This is a genomic window from Actinotignum timonense, assembly GCF_002860685.3.
Classification (GTDB): domain Bacteria; phylum Actinomycetota; class Actinomycetes; order Actinomycetales; family Actinomycetaceae; genus Actinotignum; species Actinotignum timonense.
In genome coordinates this window covers 2,061,455-2,085,156 of the sequence record NZ_CP136960.1, presented here as the reverse complement: position 1 = coordinate 2,085,156, position 23,702 = coordinate 2,061,455, and the positions used below count along the sequence as shown (strand labels likewise).

General features: G+C 62.1%; 37 protein-coding genes. 33 read left to right on the top strand and 4 right to left on the bottom strand.

Annotation, left to right across the window (positions count from 1 at the left end; genetic code table 11):
- Positions 1 to 5 precede the first annotated feature (5 nt).
- Positions 6 to 719, top strand: coding sequence for an HAD family hydrolase (locus CYJ17_RS08755; protein ID WP_159455007.1), 714 nt, complete (start codon positions 6 to 8; stop codon positions 717 to 719).
- 23 nt (positions 720 to 742) lie between these two features.
- Here the strand turns inward: CYJ17_RS08755 and CYJ17_RS08750 are convergent, their stop codons facing one another.
- The 3 genes from CYJ17_RS08750 to CYJ17_RS08740 all read right to left on the bottom strand — a co-directional run bounded on the left by CYJ17_RS08750 (position 743) and on the right by CYJ17_RS08740 (position 3,486).
- The gene (locus tag CYJ17_RS08750; protein WP_087070537.1) at positions 743 to 1,843 is read right to left on the bottom strand and encodes a zinc-binding dehydrogenase; all 1,101 of its coding nucleotides are present in this window, start codon (positions 1,841 to 1,843) and stop codon (positions 743 to 745) included.
- A 2-nt stretch (positions 1,844 to 1,845) separates the two neighbouring features.
- The gene (locus CYJ17_RS08745) at positions 1,846 to 3,270 is read right to left on the bottom strand and encodes an aldehyde dehydrogenase family protein (protein WP_101657608.1); all 1,425 of its coding nucleotides are present in this window, start codon (positions 3,268 to 3,270) and stop codon (positions 1,846 to 1,848) included.
- Between the two features lie 84 nt (positions 3,271 to 3,354).
- Positions 3,355 to 3,486, bottom strand: a complete 132-nt coding sequence (locus CYJ17_RS08740; RefSeq protein ID WP_257960040.1) for a hypothetical protein — start codon at positions 3,484 to 3,486, stop codon at positions 3,355 to 3,357.
- 294 nt (positions 3,487 to 3,780) lie between these two features.
- Here CYJ17_RS08740 and rpsJ point away from each other — a divergent pair, with 294 nt between their 5' ends.
- The 30 genes from rpsJ to rplQ all read left to right on the top strand — a co-directional run bounded on the left by rpsJ (position 3,781) and on the right by rplQ (position 19,897).
- Positions 3,781 to 4,089 carry a 30S ribosomal protein S10 gene (gene rpsJ, locus CYJ17_RS08735; protein ID WP_016443104.1) on the top strand — a complete coding sequence of 103 codons (309 nt, stop codon included), beginning with the start codon at positions 3,781 to 3,783 and terminating at the stop codon, positions 4,087 to 4,089.
- Between the two features lie 11 nt (positions 4,090 to 4,100).
- On the top strand, positions 4,101 to 4,766 hold the full coding sequence (gene rplC, locus CYJ17_RS08730) for a 50S ribosomal protein L3 (RefSeq protein WP_016443103.1): 666 nt from the start codon (positions 4,101 to 4,103) through the stop codon (positions 4,764 to 4,766).
- 2 nt (positions 4,767 to 4,768) lie between these two features.
- A complete protein-coding gene (rplD, locus tag CYJ17_RS08725) occupies positions 4,769 to 5,416 on the top strand; it encodes a 50S ribosomal protein L4 (RefSeq protein ID WP_087070539.1) in 648 nt (215 codons plus the stop codon).
- The gene (gene rplW, locus CYJ17_RS08720) at positions 5,416 to 5,727 is read left to right on the top strand and encodes a 50S ribosomal protein L23 (RefSeq protein ID WP_016443101.1); all 312 of its coding nucleotides are present in this window, start codon (positions 5,416 to 5,418) and stop codon (positions 5,725 to 5,727) included. Before rplD ends, rplW begins: the two co-directional genes overlap by 1 nt.
- A gap of 33 nt (positions 5,728 to 5,760) precedes the next feature.
- The gene (rplB, locus tag CYJ17_RS08715; RefSeq protein ID WP_026428283.1) at positions 5,761 to 6,597 is read left to right on the top strand and encodes a 50S ribosomal protein L2; all 837 of its coding nucleotides are present in this window, start codon (positions 5,761 to 5,763) and stop codon (positions 6,595 to 6,597) included.
- Between the two features lie 14 nt (positions 6,598 to 6,611).
- Positions 6,612 to 6,893, top strand: a complete 282-nt coding sequence (rpsS, locus tag CYJ17_RS08710; RefSeq protein WP_026428282.1) for a 30S ribosomal protein S19 — start codon at positions 6,612 to 6,614, stop codon at positions 6,891 to 6,893.
- A 34-nt stretch (positions 6,894 to 6,927) separates the two neighbouring features.
- Positions 6,928 to 7,308 (top strand): 50S ribosomal protein L22, encoded by a 381-nt coding sequence (rplV, locus tag CYJ17_RS08705; protein WP_016443098.1) that lies wholly within the window; start codon positions 6,928 to 6,930, stop codon positions 7,306 to 7,308.
- On the top strand, positions 7,308 to 8,141 hold the full coding sequence (gene rpsC, locus CYJ17_RS08700; protein WP_026428280.1) for a 30S ribosomal protein S3: 834 nt from the start codon (positions 7,308 to 7,310) through the stop codon (positions 8,139 to 8,141). Before rplV ends, rpsC begins: the two co-directional genes overlap by 1 nt.
- A gap of 3 nt (positions 8,142 to 8,144) precedes the next feature.
- A complete protein-coding gene (gene rplP, locus CYJ17_RS08695; protein WP_016443096.1) occupies positions 8,145 to 8,561 on the top strand; it encodes a 50S ribosomal protein L16 in 417 nt (138 codons plus the stop codon).
- Positions 8,561 to 8,788: a 50S ribosomal protein L29 gene (gene rpmC / locus CYJ17_RS08690; protein ID WP_016443095.1), complete on the top strand. Its 228-nt coding sequence runs from the start codon at positions 8,561 to 8,563 to the stop codon at positions 8,786 to 8,788. The genes rplP and rpmC overlap by 1 nt, the downstream gene beginning before the upstream one ends.
- Before the next feature lie 11 nt (positions 8,789 to 8,799).
- Positions 8,800 to 9,075: a 30S ribosomal protein S17 gene (gene rpsQ / locus CYJ17_RS08685; RefSeq protein WP_026428279.1), complete on the top strand. Its 276-nt coding sequence runs from the start codon at positions 8,800 to 8,802 to the stop codon at positions 9,073 to 9,075.
- A gap of 157 nt (positions 9,076 to 9,232) precedes the next feature.
- Complete coding sequence (gene rplN, locus CYJ17_RS08680; protein ID WP_016443093.1) at positions 9,233 to 9,601, top strand: 50S ribosomal protein L14; 369 nt, start codon at positions 9,233 to 9,235, stop codon at positions 9,599 to 9,601.
- Positions 9,601 to 9,942 (top strand): 50S ribosomal protein L24, encoded by a 342-nt coding sequence (gene rplX / locus CYJ17_RS08675; RefSeq protein WP_016443092.1) that lies wholly within the window; start codon positions 9,601 to 9,603, stop codon positions 9,940 to 9,942. Before rplN ends, rplX begins: the two co-directional genes overlap by 1 nt.
- Positions 9,939 to 10,490 carry a 50S ribosomal protein L5 gene (gene rplE / locus CYJ17_RS08670; RefSeq protein WP_016443091.1) on the top strand — a complete coding sequence of 184 codons (552 nt, stop codon included), beginning with the start codon at positions 9,939 to 9,941 and terminating at the stop codon, positions 10,488 to 10,490. The genes rplX and rplE overlap by 4 nt, the downstream gene beginning before the upstream one ends.
- Before the next feature lie 2 nt (positions 10,491 to 10,492).
- The gene (locus CYJ17_RS08665) at positions 10,493 to 10,678 is read left to right on the top strand and encodes a type Z 30S ribosomal protein S14 (protein WP_016443090.1); all 186 of its coding nucleotides are present in this window, start codon (positions 10,493 to 10,495) and stop codon (positions 10,676 to 10,678) included.
- A 54-nt stretch (positions 10,679 to 10,732) separates the two neighbouring features.
- Positions 10,733 to 11,131 carry a 30S ribosomal protein S8 gene (gene rpsH / locus CYJ17_RS08660; protein WP_026428278.1) on the top strand — a complete coding sequence of 133 codons (399 nt, stop codon included), beginning with the start codon at positions 10,733 to 10,735 and terminating at the stop codon, positions 11,129 to 11,131.
- 18 nt (positions 11,132 to 11,149) lie between these two features.
- Positions 11,150 to 11,686 carry a 50S ribosomal protein L6 gene (gene rplF, locus CYJ17_RS08655; RefSeq protein WP_026428277.1) on the top strand — a complete coding sequence of 179 codons (537 nt, stop codon included), beginning with the start codon at positions 11,150 to 11,152 and terminating at the stop codon, positions 11,684 to 11,686.
- A complete protein-coding gene (gene rplR, locus CYJ17_RS08650; protein ID WP_016443087.1) occupies positions 11,686 to 12,057 on the top strand; it encodes a 50S ribosomal protein L18 in 372 nt (123 codons plus the stop codon). Before rplF ends, rplR begins: the two co-directional genes overlap by 1 nt.
- A 23-nt stretch (positions 12,058 to 12,080) precedes the next feature.
- Positions 12,081 to 12,785, top strand: a complete 705-nt coding sequence (rpsE, locus tag CYJ17_RS08645) for a 30S ribosomal protein S5 (RefSeq protein WP_026428276.1) — start codon at positions 12,081 to 12,083, stop codon at positions 12,783 to 12,785.
- Complete coding sequence (gene rpmD / locus CYJ17_RS08640; RefSeq protein ID WP_026428275.1) at positions 12,785 to 12,967, top strand: 50S ribosomal protein L30; 183 nt, start codon at positions 12,785 to 12,787, stop codon at positions 12,965 to 12,967. Before rpsE ends, rpmD begins: the two co-directional genes overlap by 1 nt.
- The gene (gene rplO / locus CYJ17_RS08635; protein ID WP_087070541.1) at positions 12,967 to 13,443 is read left to right on the top strand and encodes a 50S ribosomal protein L15; all 477 of its coding nucleotides are present in this window, start codon (positions 12,967 to 12,969) and stop codon (positions 13,441 to 13,443) included. The genes rpmD and rplO overlap by 1 nt, the downstream gene beginning before the upstream one ends.
- 300 nt (positions 13,444 to 13,743) lie before the next feature.
- Positions 13,744 to 15,039, top strand: a complete 1,296-nt coding sequence (gene secY / locus CYJ17_RS08630; protein WP_026428273.1) for a preprotein translocase subunit SecY — start codon at positions 13,744 to 13,746, stop codon at positions 15,037 to 15,039.
- A 71-nt stretch (positions 15,040 to 15,110) separates the two neighbouring features.
- Complete coding sequence (locus tag CYJ17_RS08625) at positions 15,111 to 15,686, top strand: adenylate kinase (protein WP_026428272.1); 576 nt, start codon at positions 15,111 to 15,113, stop codon at positions 15,684 to 15,686.
- An 8-nt stretch (positions 15,687 to 15,694) separates the two neighbouring features.
- Complete coding sequence (gene map / locus CYJ17_RS08620; protein ID WP_087070542.1) at positions 15,695 to 16,519, top strand: type I methionyl aminopeptidase; 825 nt, start codon at positions 15,695 to 15,697, stop codon at positions 16,517 to 16,519.
- Positions 16,520 to 16,789: 270 nt separating this feature from the next.
- Positions 16,790 to 17,011 carry a translation initiation factor IF-1 gene (gene infA, locus CYJ17_RS08615; protein WP_016443080.1) on the top strand — a complete coding sequence of 74 codons (222 nt, stop codon included), beginning with the start codon at positions 16,790 to 16,792 and terminating at the stop codon, positions 17,009 to 17,011.
- Positions 17,012 to 17,030: 19 nt separating this feature from the next.
- Positions 17,031 to 17,147, top strand: coding sequence for a 50S ribosomal protein L36 (gene rpmJ, locus CYJ17_RS08610; protein WP_016443079.1), 117 nt, complete (start codon positions 17,031 to 17,033; stop codon positions 17,145 to 17,147).
- A 126-nt stretch (positions 17,148 to 17,273) separates the two neighbouring features.
- Positions 17,274 to 17,648: a 30S ribosomal protein S13 gene (gene rpsM / locus CYJ17_RS08605; protein WP_026428270.1), complete on the top strand. Its 375-nt coding sequence runs from the start codon at positions 17,274 to 17,276 to the stop codon at positions 17,646 to 17,648.
- A gap of 29 nt (positions 17,649 to 17,677) precedes the next feature.
- On the top strand, positions 17,678 to 18,088 hold the full coding sequence (rpsK, locus tag CYJ17_RS08600; protein WP_016443077.1) for a 30S ribosomal protein S11: 411 nt from the start codon (positions 17,678 to 17,680) through the stop codon (positions 18,086 to 18,088).
- A 190-nt stretch (positions 18,089 to 18,278) separates the two neighbouring features.
- Positions 18,279 to 19,280: a DNA-directed RNA polymerase subunit alpha gene (locus CYJ17_RS08595; protein ID WP_087070543.1), complete on the top strand. Its 1,002-nt coding sequence runs from the start codon at positions 18,279 to 18,281 to the stop codon at positions 19,278 to 19,280.
- A gap of 29 nt (positions 19,281 to 19,309) precedes the next feature.
- Positions 19,310 to 19,897, top strand: coding sequence for a 50S ribosomal protein L17 (rplQ, locus tag CYJ17_RS08590; protein ID WP_087070544.1), 588 nt, complete (start codon positions 19,310 to 19,312; stop codon positions 19,895 to 19,897).
- Positions 19,898 to 20,068: 171 nt separating this feature from the next.
- Here the strand turns inward: rplQ and CYJ17_RS08585 are convergent, their stop codons facing one another.
- Positions 20,069 to 20,920 carry an ROK family protein gene (locus CYJ17_RS08585; protein ID WP_180948666.1) on the bottom strand — a complete coding sequence of 284 codons (852 nt, stop codon included), beginning with the start codon at positions 20,918 to 20,920 and terminating at the stop codon, positions 20,069 to 20,071.
- A 139-nt stretch (positions 20,921 to 21,059) separates the two neighbouring features.
- Between CYJ17_RS08585 and truA the strand changes: the two genes are divergently transcribed.
- Both truA and CYJ17_RS08575 read left to right on the top strand, forming a co-directional pair.
- Complete coding sequence (truA, locus tag CYJ17_RS08580; RefSeq protein ID WP_101595385.1) at positions 21,060 to 21,935, top strand: tRNA pseudouridine(38-40) synthase TruA; 876 nt, start codon at positions 21,060 to 21,062, stop codon at positions 21,933 to 21,935.
- Positions 21,936 to 22,055: 120 nt separating this feature from the next.
- Positions 22,056 to 23,633 (top strand): LssY C-terminal domain-containing protein, encoded by a 1,578-nt coding sequence (locus CYJ17_RS08575; protein ID WP_219619184.1) that lies wholly within the window; start codon positions 22,056 to 22,058, stop codon positions 23,631 to 23,633.
- The last annotated feature ends 69 nt before the right edge of the window (positions 23,634 to 23,702 follow it).

The following is a 23,702-nucleotide window of genomic DNA, read 5'->3' as shown; positions in this document are numbered from 1 at the left end:
GCGCTATGGCTCTTGAGGACGTGTATAAGAAAATCGGGTTTCCCGGTGATATGGCGGGCAGCGTTGCCCCGGCAGCAGGAAACGCAGCCCCGGCAGCGGTGGGTGCTGCAGGCTCGGCGGGATCTGTCGCTCCGGCCGCGGTACTCTGGGATATGGACGGCACCCTGGTGGATTCTGAAGAGGAATGGGCCCGGGTATCTGGAAATGTGGTGCGTTCCCACGGTGGAATCTGGACCGATGAGGATGTGCTGGCGATCCGCGGTGCGGATACGATTGCGCACGGGCGGCGCATGATGGCCGCGGTACGCCGCGGCGGGGGAGAAGTGGACCCCTGGAAAATGTTTGCTGAGGTGCTAAGGGCCATGGCCGATCATATGGCCGATGCGGAACTTATTGACGGGGCGGCTGAGCTCCTCGATGCTTTCTCCGCGGCCGGCATCCCGCAGGCACTTGTTACGGCCACCCCGGGCCGCCCGGTGGAAATCTTCCTGGCCGGGCCGGGAAGCAGGCTGGAGGCGGCGGTTACCGGGGATGATGACGTCCCCGGTAAACCGAATCCCGCCCCGTACCTCCTGGGTGCGCAGCGCCTTGGCGTTCCTATTGAGAGCTGCCTCGCTTTCGAGGATTCCGGGCCGGGGCTGGCCGCGGCCCGCAATGCCGGCGCTTTCACCGTGGATGTGGGGGAGTTCCCCCTGGCTGAACTCGCGGCTTTGCTCTAGCACGCCGCCGCGCGGCCCACCCGCTAGAAGGACGTGATAACCACGCGCCCAATCCCGGCGTGATGATCCACCATCGCCTTATAGGTGGCGTCGATATCATCAAGGGCAATTTCCGTGGCGACAAGGTCATCCAGGTGGAGGCGGCCCTGCTGGTAGAACTCCACGTACTGGGGAATATCGGTCTTAATATCGGTATTCCCCATGTACACCGCGTGGATATGGCGCCGGTGCACGAAGAATTCGTTGAGCGGATTAATGGTCCACTCCATCTCCGGCTTGAAGACCCCGGCTACGTACACGTCCCCACCCTGGCGGGTGGCGGCGATGGCCGTCTCCATCGTGGGCACGATGCCGAGAGCCTCGAAGGACTTATCCACCCCGCGCCCCTCGGTCGCGGCGAAGATCTGCTCGATAACATCCCGGTCGCCCGCGTTCACGAAGTGGGTCATCCCGAATTTCTTTCCGAATTCTTCCTTCTCCGGGTTGGTATCCACCCCGATAATCCGGCTGGCCCCGGCAATGCGGGCGCCGTTGACGATGCTCAGGCCCACTCCGCCCAAGCCCACCACCGCCACGGTGTCACCGGGGCGTACCCGCGCGGTATTGAGAGCCGCGCCCGCGCCAGTAATGACCGCGCAGCCGATCACGCAGGCCTGCGGGAAAGGCATGTCCGGGTTGATCTTCGCGATCTGGTGTTCGTGCACGAGCGCCTGCTCCGCAAAGCCGGCAATGCCGTAGGTTTGGAAAATCGGTTCGCCTTTCCGGCTCAGCCGCGGGGCTTCGTCTGGGCCGCGTAGTGTTTCCTCCGGGAATTCGCATTCGTACATGCGTGATTCGCGGCAGGCCCGGCAGTGTCCGCAATACTGGATGAGGGAGGCAACCACGTGGTCACCCACCTTGATTTCCTTCACGTCCGGGCCTACGGCAGTAACCACGCCGGCGGCTTCGTGCCCGAGCACCTGCGGGAAGGGGAAACCGAAATTGGTGGTGGAGAGCGTGAGATCCGAGCGGCACAGGCCGGAAGCCTTGACGTCGAAAAGTACCTCGCGCCCGATGGGTTCGGCAATTTCGATATCTTCGATGGTGAACCCACCGCCCACAGAATTGACTACTGCTGCTTTCATGCTTACTCCTTTCCTGAAAGCGAGGAGAGGAACTCCGCCGCGGAGATTCCCTCCGGGAGAAGAATCGACTGGATATTGGCGAATTCGCGTACCCCTTCGTAGCCCATCTCGCGCCCGAAACCGGAGCGCTTGACACCGCCGAAAGGCATGCCGGCGGGAACAGCGGGAACCGGGGAGTTAATAGCAACGGTGCCGGTATCTACCCGGGCGGCAACGCGCGCGGCATGCGCAACGTCTACCGAATGAACCGTTCCGCCCAGCCCGTAGCACGAATCATTAGCCAGTCGGATTGCTTCTTCTTCCGAGGATACCCGGTACACGCTCCAGACCGGCCCGAAAATCTCCTCGTAGAAGAGGGGGTTATCCCGCTCCACGTTTTCGAGCAGGGTGGGCTGCACCCAGGTATCTCCCTCGGGAACGATATGGCCCAGGGGAGTGGCGCTCGCCCCGCCTTCGATAGCCCGCCGAATCTGATCATTGACCGTGGCGGCCTGCTCGCGGGACGACATGGGCGGCACGGTGGTGTCTTCTGTTGCCGGGTCCCCGGGCCGCAGCTGCGCGGTGCTCTCCTTGAGGCCGGTAACGAAACGGTCATAGAGCGCATCGGGAACGATCATGCGTTTGGGGGAGGCGCATACCTGGCCGGCATTGAAGCAGCGTCCCATAATTGCCAGCTGGATGGTGGCCTCAATATCGGCGTCGTCCAAAACAATAAAGGGATCGGAACCACCCAGTTCCATCACGGATTTCTTCAGGTGCCGGGACGCGAGCTGCGCGATTTTCGCTCCCGCAGCTTCTGAGCCGGTGAGCGTAACAATGCGTACCCGGTCGTCGCTGATGAGCCGCTCCACCTGCGCGTGGGTGGCGTAGAGATTTTGCCATACCCCGCGCGGCAGCCCGGCATCGTAGAGCACCTGGACAATCGCTGCGGCGCATTGCGGCAAAATCGACGCGTGCTTGAGGATAACCGTGTTGCCGCAGAGCATTGCGGGCGCGAAACCGCGAATGGCCTGGTAGTACGGGAAGTTCCACGGTTCAATTTCGACGACGACGCCCTCCGGGCGATAGTCAATATAGCCTTCAAAAGGTGCGGCGGTGGAGCTGACAGGGCGCGGAGCTAAAATATTTTCCGCTTCATCAGCGAGCCAACGCAGCATTGTTGGAACGGTGCCGCCGGCTTCCCCGGTGGCTTCCCCAATGAGTTTGCCCATTTCCAGGGTGGCCAGCGCCCCGAGTTCGCTCGCGCGTTCTTCCGCGATATCCGCGGCGCGGCGCAAAATAGCGGCGCGTTCGGCGATGGAGGTGCGGCTCCACGTCTGGAATGTTTCGTGGGCCAGCTCGAGGGCCTTATCCACCTCGGCATCGGTGGCATAGGGGAACTCGGCGAGCACCTCACCGGTATAGGGATTTGTTGATCGATAGGACATCTTTGTCTACCTCCTCGGTATGGTGGATGATCACCCGCCCGCAGCATCCGCGCTGCTAAGCGATGTAGATCACTTAAGGCCATGCTAGGTGGTGGCGGCATCCGGGGCAAGGGTGGGGCGACGGCGCCGCTGGCGGCCCGCGTGGCCGAGAGTCCGGGAGGCTGCGGCGTCGTCGTACCGCGACGTGAAGCGCTTCACCGCAACCGTTTCTTGCACGAAACGCGGCCTTTCGGTAAAATTTTTACCCGTGCCGGCAGGCCTTCGGGCTCGCTGGGAATGAGAAACGGCGCACGTTCGCCGTGAAAGTCTTGAAAGTACGCCGAAGTTTTTGGCATACTTAACAAGTTGCTCGGATTACGAGCGAAGGAACTTAATCGGTTACCCAACGCCGATTATCGTATAAAGGGTTCTCCGTAACCTCACATAGGGCATGGCTACTAGATTTACCTCCGGTACGACACGCCCGAGTGCGGGTACCGGGCACCGAAGCTAAAGAGAGGTAGACGCGCCATGGCGGGACAGAAGATCCGCATTCGGCTGAAGTCATATGACCACGAGGTCATTGATAGCGCGGCCAAGAAGCTCGTCGATGAAGTTGCGCGTACCGGCGCGACCGTGGTGGGACCCGTCCCGCTGCCGACGGAAAAAAACGTTTTTTGCGTTATCCGCTCGCCCCACAAGTACAAGGACTCCCGCGATCACTTTGAGATGCGCACACACAAGCGCCTTATTGACATCGTGGATCCCACCCTGAAGACGATTGACAGCCTGCGCCGTCTCGATCTTCCGGCTGACGTCAACGTGGAAATCAAGCTCTGAGGTAATACGCAATGAACTCCAAGCAAGCTGTTGCCAGCAAGCCCGTGAAGGCGTTGCTGGGCACGAAGCTGGGGATGACCCAGCTCTGGGATGAGGACGGGCGCCTCCTTCCCATTACCGTTGTGCGCGTGGGCACCAATGTGGTGACCCAGGTTCGCACCCCCGAGGTTGACGGCTATTCCGCCGTGCAGCTCGCCTCGGGCGATGAAAAGACGAAGAACGTCACCAAGCCGCTCCAGGGCCACTTCGCTAAGGCCGGTGTTACGCCGCGCAAGAAGCTGGCGGAAATCCGCACCCCCGATGCCAGTGAATACACGCTCGGGCAGGAACTGACCGCGGATATCTTCGAAGCCGGTCAGTCCGTTGACGTTATCGGTACCTCCCGCGGTAAGGGCTTCGCCGGTGTGATGAAGCGTCACGGCTTCGCCGGTGTGTCGGCCTCCCACGGTGCGCACCGCAACCACCGCAAGCCCGGTTCCATCGGCGCCTGCGCCACCCCCTCGCGCGTCTTCAAGGGTCTGCGCATGGCTGGTCGCATGGGTCAGGACCGTGTCACGGTGCAGAATCTGTCCATCCACTCCGTTGACCTCGAGAACGGCCTGTTGCTCGTGGTTGGCGCCATCCCCGGTGCAAAGGGTGGCTCGGTTGTGGTCCGCACGTCCGTGAAGGGAGCCTAACAATGGCAGACTTCAAGATTGACGTTCTCGATGAAACCGGCAAGGTGACCTCGCAGGCCACCCTCCCGGCTCAGCTCTTTGATCTCGACTTCAATATGGCGCTGGTCCACCAGGTCGTTAACGCGCAGCAAGCTGCCGCTCGCCTCGGTACCCACGCCACGAAGACCCGCGGTCAGGTGTCCGGCGGCGGCAAGAAGCCGTGGCGCCAGAAGGGGACCGGCCGGGCCCGCCAGGGTTCGATCCGCGCTCCGCAGTGGGTCGGTGGCGGCGTTGTCCACGGCCCGCAGCCGCGTGACTACTCGCAGCGCACCCCCAAGAAGATGATCGCGGCCGCGCTGCTGCAGTCCCTTTCGGACCGGGCTCGCCACGAGCGTATTCACGCCGTGACCGCTTTTGTTGCCGATGAGACCCCGTCCACCAAGGCGGCGCGTACGCTCATCGAGAAGATGAACGAGGGGCGCAAGGCGCTCGTCGTGGTCCAGCGTGAAGATGACGCCTCGGTGCTCTCCGTGCGCAACCTCCCGCAGATCCACGTCCTCTACGTTGATCAGCTCAATAGCTACGACGTTCTTGCTGCTGACGACGTTATCTTCACCGAAGCCGCGCTCGGCGCGTTCGTGGAGAAGAACACCAAGAAGGATGAGAAGTAATGACTGAGAACGGTAACTTCTGGAATAAGAACCCGCACGATGTCATCCTCGCCCCGGTGATGTCGGAGAAGAGCGCGCTGCTCGAAGAACAGGGTAAGTACACCTTCTTCGTTGATCCGCGTTCGAATAAGACCGAAATCAAGCAGGCCGTCGAAGCGATTTTTGGCGTCAAGGTTGCCTCCGTCAATACGCAGAACCGCCAGGGCAAGACCCGGCGTACGCGCAACGGCATCGGGCGGCGCAAGAATACCAAGCGGGCCATCGTCACCTTGCGTGAAGGCTCCATCGACATCTACGGCGAAATCGTCTAATAGGCGATTCGAGGAACTGAGGAATAAGAACTCATGGGAATTCGTAAGTACAAGCCGACGACCCCGGGTCGTCGCGGTGCGAGCGTTGCCGACTTCGCCGAGATCACTCGTTCGACCCCGGAGAAGTCCCTCGTTCGTCCCCTGAAGAAGACCGGTGGGCGTAACAACCAGGGACGCATCACCACCCGTCACAAGGGCGGTGGGCACAAGCGCCAGTACCGTCTCATCGACTTCCGTCGCTGGGATAAGGACGGCGTGCCGGCCAAGGTTGCGCACATTGAATACGATCCGAACCGCACCGCGCGCATTGCGCTGCTTCACTTCGTTGATGGCGAGAAGCGTTACATCGTTGCTCCCCGCGGCGTGAAGCAGGGCGATCTCATCGAAACCGGTCCGAATGCGGATATCAAGCCCGGCAACAACCTGCCGCTGCGCAATATCCCGCTCGGTACCACGGTGCACAATGTGGAACTCAAGCCGCTGGGCGGGGCCAAGATCGCCCGCAGCGCCGGCGCTTCCGTGCAGTTGGTTGCCCGCGAAGGCAAGTACGCGCAGCTGCGTATGCCCTCCGGTGAAATCCGTAACGTGGACGTGCGTTGCCGCGCCACCGTCGGTGAAGTCGGCAATGCCGAGCAGGCGAATATCAACTGGGGTAAGGCCGGCCGTATGCGCTGGAAGGGCGTGCGCCCGACCGTCCGCGGTGTTGTGATGAACCCGGTGGACCACCCGCACGGTGGTGGTGAAGGTAAGACGTCCGGTGGGCGCCATCCCGTTAGCCCGTGGGGCAAGAAGGAAGGCCGTACCCGCCGTCCGAACAAGGCCAGCGACAAGCTCATCGTGCGCCGTCGCAAGACCGGCAAGAAGCGCTGAGGAAGGATTAGCTGATGCCCCGCAGTTTGAAGAAGGGTCCGTTCGTCGACGAGCACCTCTACAAGAAGGTCGACGAGCAGAACGAGAAGAACACCAAGAACGTAATCAAGACCTGGTCGCGTCGGTCGGTTATCACCCCCGATTTCCTGGGTCACACCTTTGCAGTGCACGATGGACGCAAGCATGTGCCGGTATTCATTACCGAATCCATGGTTGGCCACAAGCTCGGGGAGTTCGCCCCGACCCGCACCTTCCGCGGGCACGACAAGGACGACCGAAAGGGCCGCCGGCGCTAAGCCGGGGCCTCGAGCGAGAGAGTAAGGCAGAACTATGGAAGCAAAGGCGCAGGCGCGCTTCGTGCGCGTGTCGCCCATGAAGGCCCGTCGTGTCGTGGACACCATCCGCGGCCGGCGCGCCCTGGACGCTATTGACGTACTGCAGTTCGCACCGTTTGCGGCCGCCACTCCGGTTCGTAAGATCGTGGAGTCGGCCATCGCCAACGCGCGCTACGCCGCCGAGCAGGCGGGGGAGCGCTTCGATGAGTCCGAGCTGTTCATTGGCGAAATTTACGCCGATGAAGGCCCGACGATGAAGCGTATCCAGCCGCGTGCCCAGGGCCGGGCGAACCGCATCAACAAGCGGACGAGTCACATCACCGTTATCGTTACCGACGAGAAGCCCAAGACCAAGAACCAGAGGAGGGCCCGCTAGTGGGACAGAAAGTCAACCCTATTGGGTTCCGTCTCGGCATCACGACCGACCACCGCTCCAAGTGGTTCGCTGATTCCACCAAGAAGGGGCAGCGCTACTCGGACTACGTCCTCGAAGATGTCAAAATCCGTGACATGATCGAAAAGACGCTCGAGCGCGCCGGGATTTCCAGCGTGCACATCGAGCGCCGCGCCGAGCGCGTGGTTGTGGATATCCACACCGCTCGCCCCGGCATCGTCATTGGCCGGCGCGGTGCGGAAGCTGATCGCCTCCGCGCTGATCTGGAGAAGCTGACCGGTAAGGCCGTGCAGCTCAATATTCTCGAAGTGAAGAACCCGGAAGCTGACGCCCAGCTCGTGGCGCAGGGTATCGCGGAACAGCTCGCCTCGCGCGTGTCCTTCCGCCGCGCCATGCGCAAGGGTATCCAGTCCGCCGAGCGCGCCGGTGCCAAGGGCATCCGCGTGCAGTGCTCGGGCCGTCTGGGTGGCGCCGAAATGTCGCGCAGCGAGTTCTACCGCGAAGGGCGCGTGCCGCTGCACACCCTGCGCGCGAATATCAACTACGGTTTCTACGAAGCGCGTACCACCTTCGGCCGCATCGGCGTGAAGGTGTGGATCTACCGCGGTGATCTGACCGACGCTGAGTACTACCGCAGCCTCGCGGAAGCTCCGCGCGGTGGGCGCGGGGGCCGTTCGGATCGTCGCGGTCGCCGCGGCGCCGGTCGCGGTCGCGGTGGCCAGCGTGGGGAAGCCCGCAGCGAACAGGCTCAGAGCCCGGCGGCCGGAGCCGAAGCTCCGGTGGCCGCGCCGGAATCAACCGGAACGGAGGCATAACTCATGCTGATTCCTCGTCGTACTAAATGGCGCAAGCAGCACCGTCCGCACCGTAAGGGTATGGCCAAGGGCGGAACTCAGCTGGCTTTCGGTGAATACGGCATCCAGGCGCTCGAGCCGGCCTACATCACCAATCGTCAAATTGAAGCAGCCCGTATTGCCATGACGCGTCACGTCAAGCGTGGCGGTAAGATCTGGATCAATATCTTCCCGGATCGCCCGCTCACCAAGAAGCCGCTCGGCGTGCGTATGGGTTCGGGTAAGGGCCCGGTGGAAACCTGGGTTGCCAATATCAAGCCCGGCCGGGTCATGTTCGAAATGGCCGGCGTGGATGAGGCTCTCGCCCGTGAGGCCATGAGCCGCGCCCAGCACAAGCTGCCCATCAAGACCCGCTTTATCACCCGTGAGGAGGTTGAGTAATGGCTAAGGGACTGACCACCGCGGAACTCGACGCGATGACCGACGCGGAGCTTCTCGAGAAGCTTGCCGAGTCGAAGAAGGAACTGTTCAACCTCCGCTTCTCGGCGGTGACTCACCGCCTGGAGGACAGTGGCCGCCTGCGGGAAGTTCGTCGCGAGATTGCTCGCATTTACACCATTAAGAGCGAGCGGGAGAAGAACATTCGAACCGCTCCGGCCGCTCAGTAAGTGAGGATGAGATGAGCGAGAACGCAAGCACCGAAACACGTAATCATCGCAAGTCGCTGCGCGGCTACGTGGTCTCCGACAAAATGGACAAGACCGTTGTTGTTGAAGTTGAAGATCGCGTAAAGCACCCGCTATACGGTAAAGTTATTACCCGCACCAAGCGAGTGAAGGCGCACGACGAAAATAACGAAGTTCGCGTAGGCGATTTGGTTTCCATTATGGAAACCCGCCCGCTCTCCGCGACCAAGCACTTCCGGGTCGTTACGATCATCGAGAAGGCGAAGTAGTTAGGGCTTTCCTAGCTTGAGCGAATGTGACCGGCCTGAACGCAGGCGGCCCTCGCATGTGGGCCAAAGGCGTTTGGGCCGGCGCAGTTCGCGCGAACCCATTCGTTCGGCAAGGCTCGAATCCGAGAACCGGCACGACAATAGGAGATAGAAACACATGATCCAGCAGGAGACGCGGCTTAGCGTCGCCGATAACACCGGTGCCAAGGAACTTTTGTGCATCCGCGTGCTCGGCGGCTCCGGCCGGCGCTACGCCGGAATTGGTGACACCATCGTCGCCACCGTCAAGGATGCTATTCCGGGCGGAAACGTAAAGAAGGGCGACGTCGTCAAGGCGGTCGTCGTCCGTGCAGTTAAGGAAACGCGCCGCAAGGACGGGTCCTACATCAAGTTCGACGAAAACGCAGCCGTGCTGTTGAAGAACGACGGCGAACCCCGCGGCACCCGTATCTTCGGGCCCGTTGGGCGTGAGCTTCGCGACGCGAAGTTCATGCGCATCATTTCGCTGGCTCCGGAGGTGATCTAATGGCGAAGATTAAGAAGGATGATCTCGTCCAAGTTATCGCCGGGCGCGATAAGGGTATGCAGGGGCGCGTGCTTTCCGTTGATACCAAGCGTGATCGCGTCATCGTGGAAGGCGTCCAGCGCGTGAAGAAGCACGTGCGTGTGGGGCAGACCTCGCGGGGCGGCACCACCGGCGGTATTGAAACCGTTGAAGCACCGATTCACATTTCGAACGTTGCCCTCGTTCACGATGGCAAGCCGATTCGCGTGGGCTACCGCGAGGTAGAGGTGGAGCGCGACGGCAAGAAGAAGATTGTCCGTGAGCGCATCGGACGCCGCGGCGGGAAGGAAATCGAACTGTGAGCGATACCCCCCGTCTCAAGGTGAAGTACCGGGAACACATCATCCCGGAACTCCAGGAAGAATTTAAGTACGTCAATGTCAACCAGGTTCCCAAGATCGTCAAGGTCGTGGTGAATATGGGCGTGGGTGATGCTGCGCGTGACTCCAAGGTACTCGACGGCGCCGTCGCCGATATGACGGCGATTACCGGCCAGAAGCCGATGATCACCAAGGCCAAGAAGTCCATCGCGCAGTTTAAGCTGCGTGAAGGCCAGGCCATCGGGTGCTTCGTCACCATCCGCGGTGACCGCATGTGGGAATTCCTCGACCGGCTTATTTCCACCGCGCTGCCGCGTATCCGCGACTTCCGCGGCCTTTCGCCCAAGCAGTTTGACGGCAACGGGAACTACACCTTCGGTCTGACCGAACAGACCGTGTTCCACGAGATCGACCAGGACAAGATTGATCGCGTGCGCGGTATGGACATCACCGTGGTGACCTCTGCCGGGAGCGACGACGAAGGGCGCGCTCTTCTCAAGCATCTCGGATTCCCCTTCAAGGAGGCCTAAATATGGCAAAGACCGCTCTGAAGCAAAAGGCCGCCGGTAAGCAGAAGTTCGCCGTTCGTGCGTACACCCGTTGCAACCGGTGCGGCCGTCCGCATTCCGTTTACCGCAAGTTCGGCCTGTGCCGTATTTGCCTGCGTGAGTTGGCCCTGCGCGGCGAACTCCCCGGTGTTAAGAAGTCCAGCTGGTAAAGACTACGTCGCAGGTCCATCGGAAACCGCGACGAGGAAGGGCCACAGCCCAAAATGACAATGACTGACCCAATCGCAGACATGCTGACGCGTCTGCGTAACGCCAATTCGGCGTTCCATGAGTCGGTGTCTATGCCGTACTCCAAGATTAAGTCCCATATTGCGGACATCTTGAAGCGCGAAGGCTACATCGACTCCTACGAGGTGGAGAGTGCCCAGGTGGGCAAGACTCTCACCCTCACGTTGAAGTACGGATCGAACCGTGAGCGCGCCCTTGCTGGCGTCCGGCGCATCTCCAAGCCGGGCCTGCGCGTTTACGCGAAGTCCACGAACCTGCCGCGCGTTCTTGACGGCCTGGGTGTGGCTATTTTGTCCACCTCCTCCGGCCTCATGACGGACCGCGAGGCCAAGGATAAGGGCGTTGGCGGGGAAGTCCTCGCTTACGTCTGGTAATGGGAAGTAGGTGCAATAATGTCTCGAATTGGTAGGCTTCCCATCGCTATCCCCGGCGGCGTCGACGTGTCGGTTTCCGGCCAGGACGTCACCGTCAAGGGCCCCAAAGGTCAGCTCGCGCTCTCCGTGGCCGAGCCGATCGCGGTGAATGTTGATGACAATACGGTTCTGGTGACCCGGCCCAATGACGAGCGCGAATCGCGTTCGCTGCACGGCCTGACCCGCACCCTCGTCGCGAATATGATCGAGGGCGTCACCAACGGGTACACCAAGGCGATGGAAATCGTCGGAACCGGTTACCGCGTGGTCGCCAAGGGTTCTGATCTCGAATTCTCGCTGGGCTACTCCCACACGATTCTTTTCGAAGCTCCCGAGGGTATCACCTTTACGGTGACGACCCCGACCAAGTTCACGGTCTCGGGTATCGATAAGCAGCTCGTGGGTGAAACCGCAGCGAAGATTCGCAAGCTTCGTAAGCCCGAACCCTACAAGGGCAAGGGTGTCAAGTACGCGGACGAAGTTATTCGTCGCAAGGCTGGAAAGGCTGGTAAGTGATGGCTGTTACCATCAAGGGCAAGGGCAAGTACATCGCTCGTGCGCGCCGCCACTTCCGGTTGCGCAAGCGTATTTCCGGTACCGCCGCGCGGCCGCGTCTCGTGGTTTCGCGTTCCAACCGCCATATTTACGCCCAGGTTATCGACGACGTCGTGGGCCGCACTCTCGCGGCCGCCTCGTCCTACGAGGCTGACCTGCGCGAAGCGGAGGGTACCAAGACAGAAATCGCGCGGAAGGTCGGCGAACGCGTCGGTCAGCGCGCCAAGGACGCTGGGATCAGCGCCGTGGTCTTCGACCGCGGTGGCAACCAGTACCACGGTCGCGTTGCAGCTGTCGCCGAAGGTGCGCGCGAAGCAGGACTCGATTTCTAACGGCTGAGGAAAGGCAGAGGAAAATGGCTGCAGAGCAGCAGGATCCGGCCCAGAACGGCCGGGAAAATCGCAACGAAGGTCGTCGCGGCCGCCGCGACAACCGTCGTGAGAACCGCCGTGACAACCGTCGCGGTGAAGAAAAGAACGCTTATATCGAGCGCGTGGTGACCATTAACCGCGTTGCGAAGACGGTCAAGGGTGGCCGCCGGATGTCCTTCACCGCCCTCGTGGTGGTGGGCGACGGCAACGGCCTCGTGGGTGTCGGCTACGGCAAGGCCCGCGAAGTTCCCGCCGCTATCGCCAAGGGTACCGAGGAAGCGAAGAAGAACTTCTTCCGCATCCCGCGTATCGCGCGGACCATCCCGCACGTGGTGCAGGGCGAAGACGCCGCCGGCGTTGTGCTGCTGCGCCCGGCCGCTCCCGGTACCGGCGTTATCGCCGGCGGCCCGGTGCGCGCCATTATGGAGTGCGCGGGTATTCACGATGTGCTCTCCAAGTCGCTCGGTTCCTCGAACGCGATCAATATCGTGCACGCCACCGTGGCTGCCCTCAAGCAGCTTGAGCAGCCCGAAGCGGTTGCCGCCCGGCGTGGGCTCCCCATCGAGCGCGTCGTTCCCGAAGCTATGCTGCGGGCCCGCGCCGAAGCGGAAGCCAAGGAACGCGAGATCGAAGAGGCCGAAGCCGCCAAGGCGGAAAATGAGGCCGCGGCCGCGGGAGTTGGTGCGTAATGGCAAATCTTAAGATCACCCAGGTGAAGGGTGTTGTTGGTGCGATCCAGCGCCAGAAGGACACCCTGCGCACGCTCGGTCTGCGCAAGATCGGTCAGTCCGTTGTGCGCGAGGATACCCCCGAGGTGAAGGGCATGGTTCGCGCCGTGGCTCACCTCGTTACGGTGGAGGAGGTTGACTAATGGCGGAAGCAGAAAAGGATTCCATCATTAAGCTGCACGACCTGCGTCCGGCTCCCGGTTCGAACAAGGCGAAGATTCGCGTTGGTCGCGGTGAAGGATCCAAGGGTAAGACGTCCGGTCGCGGTACCAAGGGTACCCGGGCACGTAATACCGTGCGTCCCGGCTTCGAAGGTGGCCAGATGCCGCTGCATATGCGCCTTCCGAAGCTGCGCGGTTTCAAGAACCCGTTCCGGGTCGAATACCAGGTCATTAACGTTTCGGCGCTCGGCGAGCTCTTCCCCGAAGGTGGGAAGGTGACCTCGGCGGATCTCGTCGCCAAGGGCGCGGTTCGCAAGAACTCCCCGGTCAAGGTTCTCGGAACCGGTGAGATTTCCGTCAAGCTCGACGTCGAAGTGGAAGCGTGGTCGAATTCGGCTAAGGAAAAGATCGAGGCTGCCGGGGGTTCTATCTCCGCGCCGCAGGTCGAATCCAAGTAATACGCGCTGGCCGCACGGCCACCGTTTGACTGAGCACTCACCCACACTCTGTGGATGAACAGTGCGAAATTTGCTCGTCCCCGCTATTATGGCGGGGGCGAGCTTTTTTCTGGGCGCAGGCAGCCCTGCTGAAGTATTGCTTTGCTGCGGAAAGATTGCTTTCAGTGGCGAATAAGCAGCGTGGCCGGTGCGCCGTCGTACGTACTTTCCCAGAAAATACGCTTGTCCCCATTTCCGTCACCCGACGGTTCTCGACGATAACGGACTGCCCCGCGCGATCCGTCACCATCAGGAGGAATCTTGATTAAGGCTTTCGCAGCTGCTTTCCGCACCCCGGATCTGCGCCGCAAGTTGCTTTTCACCATGATGATTATGGTGATTTACCGCTTGGGCAGCTTCATCCCGGCTCCGTTCGTGAGCCTGAGTAATATTCGGGAGTGCACCACGCAGCAGTCGGGCGCGCAGGATCTCATCGATATGCTCAACCTGTTCTCAGGTGGCGCGATGATGCAGCTCTCCGTTTTCGCCCTCGGAATCATGCCCTATATTACGGCCTCGATTATTGTGCAGCTGCTGCGCGTGGTGATCCCGCGCTTCCAGGAACTGCATAAGCAGGGGCAGTCGGGTACCGCGAAGCTGACGGAATACACCCGCTACCTCACCATCGGGCTGGGCCTGCTCCAGTCCTCGGTTGTGGTGGCCACCGCGAACTTCACGCTTTTCGCCGGCTGCAAAGAACCGGTGATCCCGAATGCCACCTGGTGGACCTACACCATGACCATCCTCGCCATGACGGCCGGCACCGGCCTCATCATGTGGATGGCCGAACTCATCACCGAACGCGGGGTGGGTAACGGTATGTCCATCCTCATCTTCACGGGTATTTGCGCCGGCTTCCCCTCGATGATGGGTCAGATCTACGCCGGGCACGGCATCGGTACCCTCCTCATCGTGATCGTGGTCTTCGCGCTCATCACCCTGGTTGTTACCTTCGTGGAGCAGTCCCAGCGCCGCATTCCGGTCCAGTACGCCAAGCGTGTGATCGGCCGGCGCACCTACGGCGGGTCCACCACCTACCTGCCCATCAAGATCAATATGGCGAACGTTATCCCGGTGATCTTCGCTTCCTCGATCCTCATGCTCCCCACCATGATTTCCACCTTCGGGAATCAGAACTCTTCGTGGGTGATCTGGATCCAGCGCAATTTCCAGCACAATGGCTGGGCCTATATCCTCACCTACGCGCTTCTCACCTTCGCCTTCACCTTCTTCTACACCTCCATCGCCTTCGATACAGACGAAGTGGCGGACAATATGAAGAAGTACGGCGGCTTCATTCCGAATGTGCGCGCCGGCAAACCCACCGCGGATTACCTCCACTTTGTTTCGAATCGCCTCACCTGGGTGGGCGCCACCTACCTCACCATCGTGGCCCTCATCCCGCTGCTGCTCTTCAGCGCGCTCGGCATCGTACAGTCCGGTTTCGGCGGTACCTCCATCATGATTCTGGTGGGTGTGGGCCTCCAGACCGTCAAGGACATCAACGCCCAGCTCCAGCAGCGCCACTACGAAGGCTTCCTCGGCGGTATCCGCTAACGCGGCCTCGCCCCTTCTTTCAGGCGGGGCGCGCGGGCGCTCCGCATCGATAACACAGAAAGGTGCCACTCATGTCAGTACGTTTGATTTTGGTTGGCCCCCCGGGCGCGGGCAAAGGCACCCAGGCGGCCGGTATCGCGCAGCGCTACGGTATCCCGGCGATTTCCACCGGTGACCTGTTCCGCGCGCACGCCAAGGCCCAGGATGAACTCGGGCGCCTGGCGGCCTCCTATTCGGAAAAGGGCGAGCTGGTTCCTGATTCCGTCACCAACCAGATGGTGGAGGAGCGCCTGGGCGAAGCCGATGCGGCCGCCGGTTTCCTCCTGGATGGCTACCCTCGCAACCTCGACCAGGTGAGCGCCCTGGATGCCATGCTCGGTGAGAAGAACGTGGACGCCGTGGTGGAATTGCAGGCCGACGACGACGTGGTGGTCCAGCGCCTCCTCGGGCGCGCCCTCGAGCAGGGCCGTGCCGATGATACCGAGGATGTTATCCGCCACCGCATCGAGGTGTACCACGCCACCACCAAGCCGATTATCGACGCCTACGCCAGCCGCGGGCTCGTGGTCTCCGTCAATGGCCTGGGTACCGTGGAGGAAGTCGCGGCCGCGATTGATAGCGCGCTGCGCGATTTCCTGGGCCGGTAGGCGCACCGATGATTAATCTTCGCAGCGAGGCGGATATCCTGGGCATGCGCCAGGCCGCGCTCGTGGTGCGCGCGATTCACGATGACTTGCGCGCCCACGTGAAAGCCGGAATGTCGACGGCGCAGCTCGACCAGCGCGCCAAGGCCGTCTTGGAGGCACACGGGGCCGTCTCGAATTTTTACGGGTATTACGATTACCCGGCCCAGACCTGCATCTCGGTGAATAACACCGTGGTGCACGGTATCCCCAGCGAAGAGGAAATCCTGGAGCCGGGAGACTTGGTCTCCTTCGACTGCGGGGCGCTCCTCAACGGCTGGAATGGGGATTCCTGTTTCTCCATTGTTCTTCCGGGTGGGGATGAGAAGCAGATGGCCGCCCGCCAGCGGCTCTCCGATATTACGGAAGAATCCATGTGGGTGGGTATCGCCGCGATGGCCACCGGAAAATTTGTATCCGATATCGGGGCGGCTATCGACGATTTCGTGGTAGCCCAAGATCCCGAACCGGGCATCGTGGAAGAATTCACCGGGCACGGCATCGGGCGGGCCATGCACGAAGACCCCACGGTCTTCAACTACCGCACCCGCGGGCGCGGGCCCCGGCTCAAGGCCGGCATGGTGCTGTGCATCGAACCGATTCTTACCGCAGGCTCCCAGGAGAATATCACCCTGGCCGATGGCTGGACGGTTAAAACCGCGGACGGCCAGGATGCCTGCCATTGGGAAAGCCAAATCGCCAAGCACGCCGGAGGTATCTGGGTGCTCAACGAGCCCGATGGGGGAGCGGCCCGCCTCGCTAAGTACGGCGTGGTGCCGGTACCCCTCGGGGACTAAGCCGCGCCGTCGTACTGAAGGTGTGCGGTTCTGGGCTAAGGGCCTGCGCGCCGCAGCTGCGCCGTCGTACTAAAAGTGCACCGCGCACAACCGTTCCCCGCGCAATTCTCGCACTACACGTGACCCATAACATCGCTGCCGCCCCTTACGTAGGGGCGGCTTCGTGCAGTAGTATTGAACGTCGGTGCCGTGTGCCCGTATGGCGCACGCTTGCGCACCGATTTTGATGTCCCGCACAATCCGGTGCGGGCAACACTGTTAGCGAGGAACATGGCGAAGAAAGACGGCGTCATCGAAGTTGAAGGTAGCGTGATCGAAGCGCTGCCCAACGCGATGTTCAAGGTCGAGCTGGAAAACGGGCACGAAGTTCTGGCCCATATTTCCGGCAAAATGCGTCAGCACTACATTCGTATCCTGCCCGAGGATCGGGTGGTTGTAGAGCTCACGCCCTATGACCTGAACCGCGGGCGGATTGTCTACCGCTACAAGTGATCAACAAGGAAAGTTATTCATGAAGGTCAAGCCGAGCGTTAAGCGCATTTGCGATAACTGCAAGGTCATTCGGCGCCACGGTCGCGTCATGGTGATCTGCAGCTCGAATCCGCGCCATAAGCAGCGTCAGGGCTAAAGCCCCGTTGCACCAGCACTGTTAGCCGCAAGGCAACCCCCGGTCCGGAGGCCGGGGCTCACGGATTAGAGACCCGTGGGAACAGCAGTGCCCGACACCTCCGGCATAACTAAGGGAGCTAAGAAATTGGCACGTCTCTCCGGCGTTGATCTCCCCCGCGAAAAGCGGATTGAGATCGCGCTCACTTACATTTTTGGCATTGGACGCACCCGCGCCCACGAGACCCTCGCCGCTACCGGGGTGAACCCGGATACCCGCGTGCGTGATCTCACTGAAGACGATCTGGTGAAACTCAAGAACCATATCGACGAGAACTACAAGGTTGAAGGCGACCTGCGCCGCGAAGTCCAGGCCGATATTCGCCGCAAGATCGAAATCGGTTCGTACCAGGGCCTGCGTCACCGTCGCGGCCTGCCCGTGCACGGGCAGCGCACCAAGACCAACGCGCGCACCCGCAAGGGCCCCAAGCGCACCGTGGCCGGTAAGAAGAAGGCCAAGTAGGCTTCGTCGTAGTTCAGGAGAAATAGATTATGGCTCGTCAGACTCGTTCTGCTAACGCCGGTGCGCGCCGTCCGCGTCGCAATCAGCGTCGTAATGTCACCGTGGGTCAGGCCCACATTAAGTCCACCTTCAATAACACCATCGTGTCCATCACCGACCCCACCGGCGCGGTGATCGCTTCCGCGTCCTCCGGGATGGTTGGCTTCAAGGGCTCGCGTAAGTCGACTCCCTACGCCGCGCAGCTCGCCGCGGAAAACGCCGCGCGCCAGGCCATGGAACAGGGCATGAAGAAGGTTGATGTATTCGTCAAGGGTCCGGGTTCCGGGCGCGAAACCGCGATCCGTTCCCTGACCGCCTCCGGGCTGGAAGTCACCTCCATTTCCGATGTGACTCCGCAGGCCTTCAACGGGTGCCGCCCGCCCAAGCGCCGTCGCGTCTAATACGCGTTTGGCCGCAACTGCGTCGTCGTTCTTAACGACGACGCCGCGCGCAGCGGCCCCGGCCGCTGCGGCACCCCTCCCAGGGCGCGGGCTTTGACAGGAAAAACCGCGCCCGAACCTCGCGGACAGACGGAGTTTCGCGAGGCTACGCAAACCTCATATAGCGGTTGTTTGCGGAAAGGAAAGAATCGTGCTTATTGCACAACGTCCCGTTCTGAGTGAAGATAAGATCTCCGAATTCCGGTCCCGGTTCGTCCTCGAACCGCTCGAACCCGGATTCGGGTACACGCTGGGCAATTCCCTGCGCCGTACCCTGCTGTCCTCCATTCCCGGTGCTGCGGTCACCTCGATTCGCATCGATGGGGTGCTCCATGAGTTCTCCACCATTCCCGGTGTGAAGGAAGATGTTGCGGAAATCATCCTCAACCTCAAGGAACTTGTTGTCTCCTCGGATAACGACGAACCGGTCCTCATGTACCTGCGGAAGACCGGCCCGGGCGAAGTAACCGCCGCGGATATCACCCCGCCGGCGGGCGTGGAGATCCTCAACCAGGATCTGCATATCGCCACCCTCAATGACAAGGGCAAGCTCGAAATCGACCTCACGGTTGAACGCGGGCGCGGCTACGTTTCCGCGGCTCTCAACAAGGGCGATAACGATGAGATCGGCCGCATTCCGATTGACTCGATCTACTCGCCGGTGCTCAAGGTTTCCTACAAGGTGGAAGCCACCCGTGTGGAACAGCGCACCGACTTTGATCGCCTCGTGGTGGATGTGGAAACCAAGGAATCGACGACCCCGCGGGACGCTCTCGCCTCTGCCGGCAAGACCCTCGTGGAGCTCTTCGGCCTGGCCGTGGATCTCAATGACGAAGCCGAAGGCATCGAAATTGGTCCGGCACCGGTGACCGAGCAGCGCTCCTCGGATCTGCAGCGTCCGATCACCATCCTCAACCTGCCCGCACGTTCCCAGAACTGCCTGCAGCGCGAAGGTATCCACACCATTGGGGAACTGGTGCAGCGTTCGGAAGCCGACCTGCTCGATATTCGCAACTTCGGGGCGAAGTCCATCGATGATGTCAAGGATGAACTGGCGAAGATGGACCTGAGCCTCAAGGATTCCGGATCGAGCTTCCTCGGTGGCGGATTCGATGATTTCGGGATGCAGTTCAGCGACGATTCTCAGGCCTGAGCAGCCACATAATTTACTAGGAGTAGACAATGCCTAAGCCCACCAAGGGTCCGCGCCTCGGCGGTAGCCCCGCCCACCAGCGCAAGATTCTTGCCAACCTGTGCAAGGAACTTATTCATCACACGTCGATCAAGACCACCGAAGCGAAGGCTCGCGCGGTGCGTCCCCACATCGAAAAGCTCATCACGAAGGCGAAGAAGGGGGATACCCACAATCGCCGCCTGGCCCTCAAGGTGCTGGGCGATCGTGAAACCGCCTACATCCTCTTCGAGGAACTCGCCCCGCTGTTCGCGGAACGCGAGGGTGGCTACACCCGCATCACCAAAGTGGGCAACCGCCGCGGTGATAACACCCCGATGGCCGTTATTTCGCTGGTGACCGAGAAGGTTTCCCCGAAGCAGGCGGTTGTCAAGGAAGCGGAAAAGGCCGCTGAGCGTGCCGCTGCCGCGGAAGAAGCCGAGTCGGCTGAGTCGGCGGAATCCGCTGAGTCGGCCGAAAGCGCGGAATCTGCTGAATCTGCTGAAAGCGCCGCTTCGGCGGAAAGTGCCGAATCTGCTGAATCGGCTCCCAGCGCGGACGAAGCTGCGGAAGCCGAGAAGGCCGAAGAAGCTAAGTAAGCTAGATAAGCGCCCGCGGTTGGTTCGGTCACGTGAGTAAACCGAACCGCCGGGAAGCTTGAGAGAAGGGCTTCGGAAACGTGAGTTTCCGGAGCCCTTTTCGCTGCCCGCAGGACGCGGGGCTACTGTTGCCCGCAGGAAGCGGATCTACTATTGCCTGCGGGAGCGGGGCTACTGTTCCGCACGAGCCCGCTCGGAGGCGGCCACCAGATCCCAAGCGCGCACCCCGCCACTCATCCCGGCGGCATTCGGAATAAAGACTACCGAGCCGCTCAGGCGTTCACGCACGCTCTCGGTGATACGCGCCGCGTTACCGCCTCCGAGGTAGAGGGTGTCCCAGCGAATTACCGGGTAGAGGGACTCAATAGCGCGGGCCACCTGCCGGCTCCACGCGGCATCGCCCAGGCGGATGCGCTCAATTTCGCCGATCACATCATCGTAGGTGAGGCCCCAGCGCAGCGGGGCATGTGAAAACTCCAGGTGCGGGGCCAGCACCCCGTTATCAACAATGGCATTGCCCAGTCCGGTTCCGAAAGTGAGGACCACTTCCAGACCCTGGCCGGTCACGGTTGCGGCAGCGGCTACCTCAGCGTCGTTGAGCACCAGGGTGGGCCGGGAAAAACGCGCGGCGAGGGCAGCGCGAATATCCAGGCCGTTCCAGGCGACCTCCATCTCCGGGTCGAGGCGGGTATGCGGGCCGGCGCGGCGAATGTAATGCGGGGTATAAACCACCACGCCGTGGCGGAGCATCCCCGGCATTCCCACCGTGAGGCGCTCGAAATCGCAGCCCTCGGCGCGCAGTGCGGCGGCATCCGCAGCAATGATATGTTCCAGGGCCGCGGGGGAGAAGGGGTAGCGGACCGGGGTGCGCCGGGCCGGTCCGATCTGGGTGCCGGCCGCGTCCAGCAGCGCCGTTTTGATACCGCCCCCGCCGCAATCAACCGCGAATGTGCGCGGTCCGGAAACAGCGGCCGCGGTGGTGGCGTTCGCGGCGTCCTCCGGGCTGGGCGCACTCGCGTACATCGGTGCGGTGCCGAGTGGGAGCGCCGGCTCCTCATTTTCGAGTACACGGCCCTCGGCTACGTGCCCCTCGAGCCCGCGGCCTTCTGGCGCGCGGCTCGCGGGTATGCGGGCGGAGGGCTCGGCATGGGAAACTGGATCCATGAGTGACACGCTAGCGCAAAACCTTCGGCTTCGGCTTGATCTTTCCTACGACGGTACTGAATTTCACGGTTGGGCGGCGCAGCCCGGCCTGCGCACCGTGGAAGGCACCCTCACCGAAGCCCTCGCCACGGTGTTGCGCGTGCCGGTCACCCTCACCGTTGCCGGGCGGACCGACGCCGGGGTGCATGCCCGCGGGCAGGTCGCCCATATGGATGTGCCGCGCGGGGCGCTCGCCGCGGCGGCGGGGCGCTCTCAAGATGACCCGACCCGGGTACTGGTGCGGCGCGTGCAGGGCCTGCTCGCGCGCGATGCGGGCGGCCCCCGGGGGAGTGCCGATATTGTGCTCCACAGCGCCCGCGAAGTCTCCCCCGATTTCGAGGCCCGTTTTTCCGCGGTTTCGCGCGAATACACGTACCGCATTGCGGTGGGTCACTTTGATCCCTTACGACGACGCGACGTCCTCTGGCTGGCCGGCCCGCTCGACCTCAACGCGATGCGGGAGGCCGCGGCCTCCCTCCTGGGCGAACACGATTTCCTCTCCTATTGCAAACCGCGCCCGGGGGCGACGACGGTTCGCGAGCTCCTGGCCCTGGACGTGGCTGAAGCAGGCGAGCTGGTAACCATCCACGCGGTGGCCGATGCTTTTTGCCATTCGATGGTGCGGACCCTGGTCGGCTCGCTGCTCCGGGTGGGCGAGGGGCAGCGCGACGCCGCCTGGCCACTCCGGCGCCTGCACGAAGCGAGCCGCGACGGCGAGGTGGTGGTGGCCCCGCCCCATCCCCTCACCCTGGAAAAAGTGAATTATCCTGAACCGAGTCAGTGGGCCGCGCGTGCAGCGGCATCCCGGGCTATCCGCACCCTGCTCGAGGATTAGCCGGGCGCTACTATTGCCCAAGCTCGGCGCGGCGAAACGTGCCGCCGCTGCTCCGCACGTGACGAGCATCGTCAATTCAGGCCGATTTAATGTGTCGTAGGCGCCGAGTAAAATCGAGGCGTGACTCAGGAACAAAGCGATGTCGGGCAAACAACGCCGGTGCTCTCGGTGCGGCACAGCGCTGACCAGCGCTGGCCAGTCCCCGCGCGCCCGCCCGCCTATACCCGCCTGCCCCGGCAGCGGCTGCGGCGCGGCTTCCCTTTGTATGCGGTCTTGGCGGGGCTGTTCGTCGTCGTCGCCCTGATTTATAGTTTCTGGCTGGCCGTGCTGCTTTTGCTGCGCGGGCTCCCCGGGCAACCGCTGTGGTGGCTGCACCTGCTGGTATTTTGGGCGCTCGCGGCGTATTTCGCTTTCCCGCGCCTCCACCAGCTGTTTTCGCTCATGTACGTGCCGGATTATTTCTTCGGGCGCACCAAAACGGCGGACGGCATCCTCGGGGACCCGGTCAATATCGGCTGGGAGGGCAGCGAGGCGGATATTCACGCGGCCATGCGGGCCGCCGGCTGGATCGAAGCCGAACCCATTACTTTCCGCACCTCTTGGCGGATAATTGTGGCCGCGGTACTGCGCCGCTCCTATCCTTCCGCACCGGTCTCCGATCTGTATTTGTTTTCCCGGAAACAAGAATTCGCCTACCAGCAGGAAGTGGATGGCAATGCGGCCCGGCGCCACCATGTGCGCTTCTGGCGCTGCCCGCCGGATTGGACGCTTCCGGGTGGGGAACGCATCACCTGGCTCGCCGCCGGAACCTTTGATCGCAGCGTGGGTCTGTCTATTTTCACCGGGCAATTCACCCACAAAATCGATCCGAATATTGATGCGGAGCGGGATTTCATTATCAATACGGTGCGCTACGCGGATCCCGATAGTCACGTGAGCGTGATCGAGCAGTATTTCAACGCCTATAGCTCGCGTAACGGCGGCGGGGATGAGATTCAAACCGACGGCGATCTTCCCATCCTCGATGTCACCGGCGCGGCCGCGCGCCTGGAGGAGGGGCTGGAACTGGAAGAGGAGCTAGAGTTGGCCCTCCCCGATGCCGAGGGAACGTGCGGTGAGGAAGCATGCGGTGAGGGAACGTGCGGTGAGCGCGGTTCCGGTAATGGTACGACGGCGCAGCCGGGCCGCGGGCGCTCTAGCCATCCGCGCGCGGGTCGGCAGGGTTCGGGATACCAGGGCCGGCGCCGGCAAACCGGCCCGGCTGGCAAACCCGGGTGGCGCAATTCCAGTGCCATGGCGGAAAAAGCCACCGAGCTGGCGCGCATCGCGGCTGAACACCGCGTCCCGCCCGGGGCCCTGCTCTTTTCCGCTGTCGCGATCACGGTGCTGCTGGGCGCCGCGCTGGTCACCGATATGCTTCCGGCTTCCGCGGTGGATGTGGTGCTCTACCTGGTTATGCTGCTGCTCCTGTTCGGGGTGGCCAACCATTCCCGAGTGGCCTGGGTACTCTTCCTTGCCTGCGAAGCGGGTATCGCCCTGCTCTACCTATTGCTTGCAACCACGGGGGAAACCGCGGCCATGTACCCGGCCGGGATCTCGGTGCTGGTGGTGCTGGCAATCACCGCGCCGCATGTGCGCCTGTGGGTCACAGAAGGCCGGGCCGAACCCGTGGTGGACCTGCCCACCCCGATTCTGTAATGCCAGATCCTGTAATGCCAGATCCTGTCATGCCAGATCCTGTCATGCCCGTTTCTGTCATGCCCGCTT